We start from the raw sequence: 2,292 nt of genomic DNA, 5'->3' as shown, positions 1-2,292 counted from the left end.
GTCATACGGGGGAGGCGGGGAGGGGGAAGGCATCAGAGGAGATCAGTGCAAGGCGAAGATCATGATCTGAAACAAGCCGGCGGCACTGTGGCCTTCCCCCTCCGGCCTCCCCCGTATGACGGGGGAGGTGAAGTGAGAATCGCCGCGGAGGCTATTTACTCCTCGCCGAACTTGCCTTCGACGAGGGCCGACAAGGCCGCCATGGCGTCCGTCGCCTGCTTCCCCGAGCAGGAGACCTCGATCTCGCTGCCGATGCCGGCGGACAGCATCATCAGGCCCATGATGGAGAGGCCGGAGACTTCCTGGCCCTTGAAGGAGACGCGCACCAGGGCGTCGAACTGGCCGGCGGTGCGCACGAACTTGGCGGCGGCGCGCGCATGCAGGCCGCGCTTGTTGGCGATGGGTAGAGTGCGCCGGAGCGCGCCGATGCTCGCGTCCGCGGCCCCTTCGGACCCGGCATCCGTCACGAAGCTTCCTTGGCCAGGATGCGCGAGGCGACGGTGATGTACTTGCGGCCGGCTTCCTGCGCCATGCGCACGGCCTCGGCGATCGGCCGGGTGCGCACCGAGGCGAGCTTCACCAGCATCGGCAGGTTGACGCCGGCCAGCACCTCGATGTGCGCCTGTTCCATGATCGAGATCGCGAGGTTCGACGGCGTGCCGCCGAACATGTCGGTCAGCACGATCACGCCATCGCCGGTGTCGCAGGCCTTGGCGCTCTCCAGGATCTCGGCGCGCCGCTTTTCCATGTCGTCGTCGGCGCCGATGCAGACTGCCGCGACGTATTGCTGTGGACCCACGACGTGCTCCAAGGCGGCGATGAATTCACGCGCCAGATTGCCGTGGGTCACCAGTACGATGCCAATCATTCGTATGCTCTACCCTGCACCGCCAGCCCCAGCCTCCCCGGCTGCCTCGGCGTCCCGGTGTGAGAGAGTGACCGAGCGGCCCGCGCCGCGCAACCACCCTGCCAGCTCCTCGGCCACCGCCACCGACCGGTGCCGGCCGCCCGTACAACCGATGGCGATGGTCAGATAGCTCTTGCCCTCGGCGTCGAAACGGGGCAGCAGCGGCCCGACCAAGCCCTTGAGCGAATCGATGAACGGCCGGTAGCCGGGGTCGCTGGCGACGAAGGCGGCGACTGCCTGGTTGCGTCCGGTCAATGGCTTCAGCGTCGGCTCGTAGTGCGGGTTCTTGAGGAACCGCACGTCGAACACCAGGTCGGCCTCGCGTGGCAGCCCGCGGCGATAGGAGAACGACATCACGGAAAGCCGCGTGCCGAGGCTGCGGCCCAGCGCGAAGTGGCCGACCAGGAGCTGCTTGAACTGGTGCGGCGACAGCGCCGAGGTATCGACCACGACGTCGGCTGAATCGCGCACCCAGCCGAGCTGCTTGCGCTCCTCGCCGATGCCGTCCTTCACTGGCCGGTCGGGCGCCAGCGGATGCGGCCGCCGCGATTCGGTGTAGCGCCGCTGCAGCGTCTCGCTGTCGCAGTCGAGGAACAGCAGGCGCGTGTCGATATCGGACCGCAGGCGAAGCTCGTGGACGCGCCGCACCAGGTCTTGCGGCTCGAAGCCGTAGGTGCGGGTATCGACGCCGAAGGCGAGGGGCGCCGCCATCTCGCCGGGGCTGCCGGCGGTCGAGCGCATCAGGTCGCCGAGCAGTGGCAAGGGCACGTTGTCGACGGCGACATAGCCCATGTCCTCGAGGGCGGCCAGCGCGGTGCCGCGGCCGGCGCCGCTCAGGCCCGTCACGAGGACGAACGGGCGTCGCGTGTCGCGCTGGTCGATGGTGGTCGAGGTCGCCGGGCTGTCGGGCATGGTTGAAGCCTGCCGATCATGCGTTGGCGATTTGCGCCAAGGCAAGACGCAACTTTGCAGAGGCGGACGCTTCGAACGGCGCCAGTGAAACAACCGGCAGCTCGATTCCCAGGACAGTCTCGCTCGCAGGCTCCGGCAATCGTTCGATTCGGTCGGGATGAGCGAGATCGACCAGCAGCGCGACGGCGGCGCGTCTCACCAATTGGTCACGGCCGACCTTCACGATGCCGAGCCCGCGCGCTTCGATCATGCCGGCTATGCGCGCTGGTGCGGTGGCGATCAGCTGCTTGCCCTGGCGGCTGAGCTCGGTCTGGTCATCAGCCACGAGACGCCAGCCGGTCTCGATCAGGCGCAGCGCGAGATCGGACTTGCCGGCGCCCGACGGCCCGCGCAGCAGCACGGCGCGCCATGTCCTGCCCTGCCGCAGCGCCACGCACGTCGCGTGAACGCGGGTTGTCATGGTCTTCCGGACC

At 68.4% G+C, this 2,292-nt stretch carries 4 protein-coding genes; all 4 read right to left on the bottom strand.

The genetic code is table 11. The features are described 5' to 3' along the window. Positions 1–155: 155 nt before the first annotated feature. Positions 156–467: an HPr family phosphocarrier protein gene (locus RSO01_RS46575; protein ID WP_147157444.1), complete on the bottom strand. Its 312-nt coding sequence runs from the start codon at positions 465–467 to the stop codon at positions 156–158. Beyond that, positions 464–868, bottom strand: coding sequence for a PTS sugar transporter subunit IIA (locus RSO01_RS46570; protein ID WP_147157443.1), 405 nt, complete (start codon positions 866–868; stop codon positions 464–466). The genes RSO01_RS46575 and RSO01_RS46570 overlap by 4 nt, the downstream gene beginning before the upstream one ends. 9 nt (positions 869–877) lie before the next feature. Next, on the bottom strand, positions 878–1,819 hold the full coding sequence (gene rapZ, locus RSO01_RS46565; protein WP_147157442.1) for an RNase adapter RapZ: 942 nt from the start codon (positions 1,817–1,819) through the stop codon (positions 878–880). Positions 1,820–1,835: 16 nt separating this feature from the next. Continuing rightward, positions 1,836–2,292, bottom strand: a 457-nt coding sequence (locus tag RSO01_RS46560) for an HPr kinase/phosphorylase (protein WP_308933127.1), incomplete at its 5' end; no start/stop codon positions are given.

The sequence above is a fragment of the Reyranella soli genome (assembly GCF_007992495.1).
GTDB classification, from domain to species: Bacteria; Pseudomonadota; Alphaproteobacteria; order Reyranellales; family Reyranellaceae; genus Reyranella; species Reyranella soli.
Note: the sequence above shows the minus strand (reverse complement) of the source record. Positions and strands in the feature narration are given on the sequence as shown.